The organism is Clostridium sp. SM-530-WT-3G, from assembly GCF_012843905.1.
Lineage (GTDB): Bacteria > Bacillota > Clostridia > Clostridiales > Clostridiaceae > Clostridium.
The window spans coordinates 1-4,678 of the sequence record NZ_JABAGC010000074.1; the positions used below are offsets into that span (position 1 = coordinate 1).

Sequence of the window (4,678 nt, forward strand, 5' to 3'; positions counted from 1 at the left end):
TAGCTTACTCAAAATAAAGAATTGCTGGTTTACTTAAATGTATTTATATATTCTGTTCAATTTTCAAAGACCATTTTCTTTCACAACTTTCGTTGTTACTTTTTGTTTTTTTCTGTCACCCTCAAGCGACTCACTTAGTTTATCACTTGATTAGGATGATGTCAACAACTTTTTTCAAAACTTTTTAATTTATTACTGTTTAGTAATTTTTAAGCTTTATTTCAGTTGTTTACCGCTCCTTGCGACGTGTTTTATCTTATCACAATCAATCTCCTTTTTTATGATTTTTTCTACTATTAATTTTATTTATTTTTATTTTTCTTCATTTTATACCATCATTCTCTTTTTTTCTAATATAGATACACCACGATATGTTTATGCTTTTATATTCAGATATCTAAACTAAAAGCATATAATTTTCCTAATATTACCTGCTATATATATAGTATTAATTTTTCTAAATATCAAATTCTAACTATAAAGGAGATGATATCTTATGGATTATAAAATAGCAGATTTAAATAATAAAGATTATGAATCCATAAAAAAAGCTGAAAGCTTAGTAAAAAAGGAAACTGGAAAAGACTTTGTAATGATTGCATGGGAAAAACAACAATAAGAAATGTATTATTATTGTTTTTAGTTTTATTTATCCTGCATACACTAATTATGTAATAGCATTTTTAATTAAGGGGATTTTATGATTAGTGTACAAAAAAAATTTAAACAATTAGGCCACCTTATTGGAAATACCCCATTAGTGGAAATAAATTTTAAATATAAAGGAAAACCAGCAAAAATATATTCAAAACTCGAATACTATAACTATACTGGAAGTATTAAAGATAGGGTGGCATTGTATATTCTCAGTAAATCATATATTGAGAAAAAATTTAAAGATAATGATATTATTATCGAAGCCACAAGTGGCAACACAGGAATTTCTTTTGCCGCAATAGGAACATATTTAAATCATGAAGTTCATATATACATGCCTGATTGGTTAAGCAGTGAAAGAATGAAATTATTAGAAAGTTTCAATGCAAAACTACATCTGATTTCAAAAAATGATGGCGGATTTAAGAAATGCATTTCTACCACAAAGGAAATAGCCAAAGAAAGACATGATATGTTTTTACCAAATCAATTTTCTAACTACGATAACATATTAGCTCATTATACTTCTACTGGACCCGAAATATTACACACATTACAAAGACATAACATTACTCCATCAGCTTTTATAGCTGGTGTAGGAACTGGTGGCACTGTAATGGGTATAGGCAAATACTTAAAAGATAATCAACCCAACATGAAAGTATACCCTTTGGAGCCACTTAACTCTCCAACATTATCAACTGGCAAATGCACAAGCAGTCATAGAATCCAGGGCATATCAGATGAATTTATTCCTCCAATACTTAATTTAAAAAAGCTAAATAATATAGTAAGTGTTGATGATGGTGATTCTATAATAATGGCACAAAAATTTTCTAAAGATTTAGGACTTGGTATTGGAATTTCATCTGGTGCAAATTTTATAGGGGCAGTAAAGGTATTAGCTGAGAATAACTTCCAACATAATATTGTCACAGTATTTTCTGACGATAATAAAAAATATCTTTCTACAGATCTTATGAAAGAAGAACCTGTGAAAGATAATTTCATATCTACCAATATAGAATTATTAGATTTAAATGTACTTTAAAACATAAGCTGTCTCATATATAAAGAGGCAGCTTTATTAACTTATTACTTTATAAAACTATTTAAAATAATCCAGCTATCATTATAATGCAACTATATAATGCAACTATTCTAAATATTTATTAAATAATTTTCGAAACTAATAGTAACATACAATCGGTGTACCATCATCTATATTATTAAATATAGTCCTTGCTAAATCATATGGTGCATTAACACAACCATGTGATCCTCCATAAACATATATACTTCCTCCAAAACTACCTCTCCAAGAAGCATCATGTATTCCTATTCCTCCATTAAAAGGCATCCAAAAACTAACTGGCGACTCATATCCTGGGCCTCTTAATACTGCATTTCTCTCTTTATAATCAAGTTTATAAGTTCCTCCAGGAGTTCCTGTTCCATTGCTTATATTACCTGTTACTACAGGACCTTCTGTAACTAAACCTCCATTTTTATAAAACCATAAATGCTGGTCAGATAAACTTATTTCAACATATGTGTTTCCAATATCATTCTCCCCACTTGCCATTGCTTTTTGTGAATACTTAGGTTCTTTATCTTCAACAAGGCTATTTTTTATAGCATTTATAAGATACGCTGTTTCTTCTGAAAAATCTACTTTAGTTCCATAATCTCCACCACTTACAGATACAGTTTGTCCGTATGTTGTAGTGAAACTTCTTGTTTTTCCTATTGTCGTATATTTATTTGATAATGATTTAACATATTCTTTAACTTTTTCCTCATTAATATTTACATTATAATTTTTATCTAATGATAACCAATCTTTTATTATAGTCCCATCTATAACTTCATCTTCACCTATAAACTTATACGTTATCTTGGCGGATGTATACTTGTCTAATAATTCTTTAGCAGCTAATACTTCTTTAGATTTTGTCGTATATGTTGGTCTTTCATAACAATTACTCTCGTCCAGATCTAATGTTGTTTCGCCATTTTTTATTGCTTCAGATACAGCTGATCTTAGGAAATCTTTATTTAATTTATTCCCTTCTACTTCTTCTATAATTTCATAACTATCATTATTATATTTAAGTTCTGCATTCTGAGGTTCTACAATATCTTTACTGTTCATAAGTGAAGAGTCATTTATCTTTTTTTCCAACTTGCTGTCATCGTATACCAGAGAATCTGCTATACTTGCATTTTCACCTTTAAATAAATTTCCCATCCAAAATAAAGCATTTTGATTATTCTTTATTTGTTCAAGTTTATTCTGTAAGTCACATTGTAAATTTATATCATCTGCTGTAATTGTTTCTTCTAATCCATTCCTACCTTTAAGATTCAACTCATATGAATTTATCTTTGACATTATTTCCGAATCGGCTTCATCAATTGTTTTGCCTGAAACATCTACAAAATTTATTTTAGATCCAATGTTAAAATGATTTATAAAATATATAGACGTTCCAAAATATATTGCTCCTAATCCACATAATGACACTATAAGTCCCAGCAATAATTTATTATTCTTTATTTTTTCGATTTCCATACTGTACCTCCTTCCATATATTATTATACCAAAATATGGAAATAATTTGGTACTGTATTTAAATTTTCTAATATTTTTTTATAGAAAAAAGAAAGCCCTTAAGTATTATTTAAATAATACTTAAGGGCTTTCTAGCTATGTAAAATTAATTTTTAAAATGCTTAACTAATTCAGCCATTGATTGATTAAATTCTTCTGTAGATGAGTTCTTGAATACCCATAATTCTGGTATGCCTTCTGGCTTTTCAAAATTACATCCTGCAATATATTCATCCCAATGAGCCAATTTCCATGTGTCACGATCTGAATTACGTTCTATCATTCTTTGGTGACATACTTCTTTACTAGTTTCAACCCAGATAACAACTAATTCACAATCATGTTCTTTAAGTTTCTTTCTGAAGTTATCCATGTATTTTAAATCTCTTATTTCTCTAGTAAATGGAGCATTTATTAATACTGTATCACAATAATCTAAAGCTTCTAATGCTAAATCAATGATAACTTCATATTCTTCATTTCTTATATTTTCTTCGAAAAATTCTGAACTTCTGTTATTTTCTTGATGTGCAACTTTAAATACTTGATTAGATAATCCAATTAAAGTATCTTTATCTAAATAAACTATAGGCTTAAGTGCCTTTGACACTTCTTTTGAAATGAATGTTTTTCCACATGCTGGTGGTGATGTTACTAATATTAATCTTCTCATATCGTTTTTGTCTCCCCATCCCAATTCTATTTGTAGATTAGCAAAAATATAGTAGAATCTATAATCATAGATTCTAGATCCTACTCTATCTTTTTTGATTTAATAAATTATGTTATATTCGCTATTTAATAAATAGAAATAATATATGAGAATATAGGTTACATATACTCACGTCTTGTATTATACCAGTTTCTAATAAAAAGTAAATATTTTTTGTGATAAATTATTATTATTTGTCAAGAAAACAATTACATTTCGATTTTTTTGCATTTTTTCTTTTCATTTTTATTAATATTCAGCATCTAAATATTTAATAAATAAAAAATGATAATAGCTTCATTTGCTATTATCATTTCTACAAATTTGTTCCATTTATCATACTCTTATTTGACCATTAATAAGAACTGTATATTTTCTACCATATTATTTCTCTAAATTCTTATACACATTAATTTTTTCTCATTTTGTTGTTTTTCTCTTATTCTCATTTAACCATTAGTTGAAAGTTATAATATTCTCTCACATACCATATACTCTCTCTATGATTCTCTATACCCATTAAATACTCTTCTCATTTTCTCTGTTTTTCTCTTATTCTCATTTAACCATTAGTTGAAAGTTATAATATTCTCTCACATACCATATACTCTCTCTATGATTCTCTATACCCATTAAATACTCTTCTCATTTTCTCTGTTTTTCTCTTATTCTCATTTAACCATTAGTTGAAAGTT

General features: G+C 27.6%; 4 protein-coding genes. 2 read left to right on the plus strand and 2 right to left on the minus strand.

Translation table 11 applies throughout. From position 1 onward, the window contains the following. The first annotated feature begins 496 nt into the window (after positions 1-496). Both HF850_RS16055 and HF850_RS15140 read left to right on the plus strand, forming a co-directional pair. A complete protein-coding gene (locus HF850_RS16055) occupies positions 497-619 on the plus strand; it encodes a hypothetical protein (protein ID WP_279285849.1) in 123 nt (40 codons plus the stop codon). A gap of 81 nt (positions 620-700) precedes the next feature. Next, positions 701-1,708: a PLP-dependent cysteine synthase family protein gene (locus HF850_RS15140; RefSeq protein WP_169106252.1), complete on the plus strand. Its 1,008-nt coding sequence runs from the start codon at positions 701-703 to the stop codon at positions 1,706-1,708. Positions 1,709-1,846: 138 nt separating this feature from the next. Here the strand turns inward: HF850_RS15140 and HF850_RS15145 are convergent, their stop codons facing one another. Beyond that, positions 1,847-3,232, minus strand: coding sequence for a L,D-transpeptidase family protein (locus HF850_RS15145; protein WP_169106253.1), 1,386 nt, complete (start codon positions 3,230-3,232; stop codon positions 1,847-1,849). Between the two features lie 145 nt (positions 3,233-3,377). Continuing rightward, positions 3,378-3,944 (minus strand): AAA family ATPase, encoded by a 567-nt coding sequence (locus HF850_RS15150; protein WP_169106254.1) that lies wholly within the window; start codon positions 3,942-3,944, stop codon positions 3,378-3,380. Positions 3,945-4,678 lie beyond the last annotated feature (734 nt).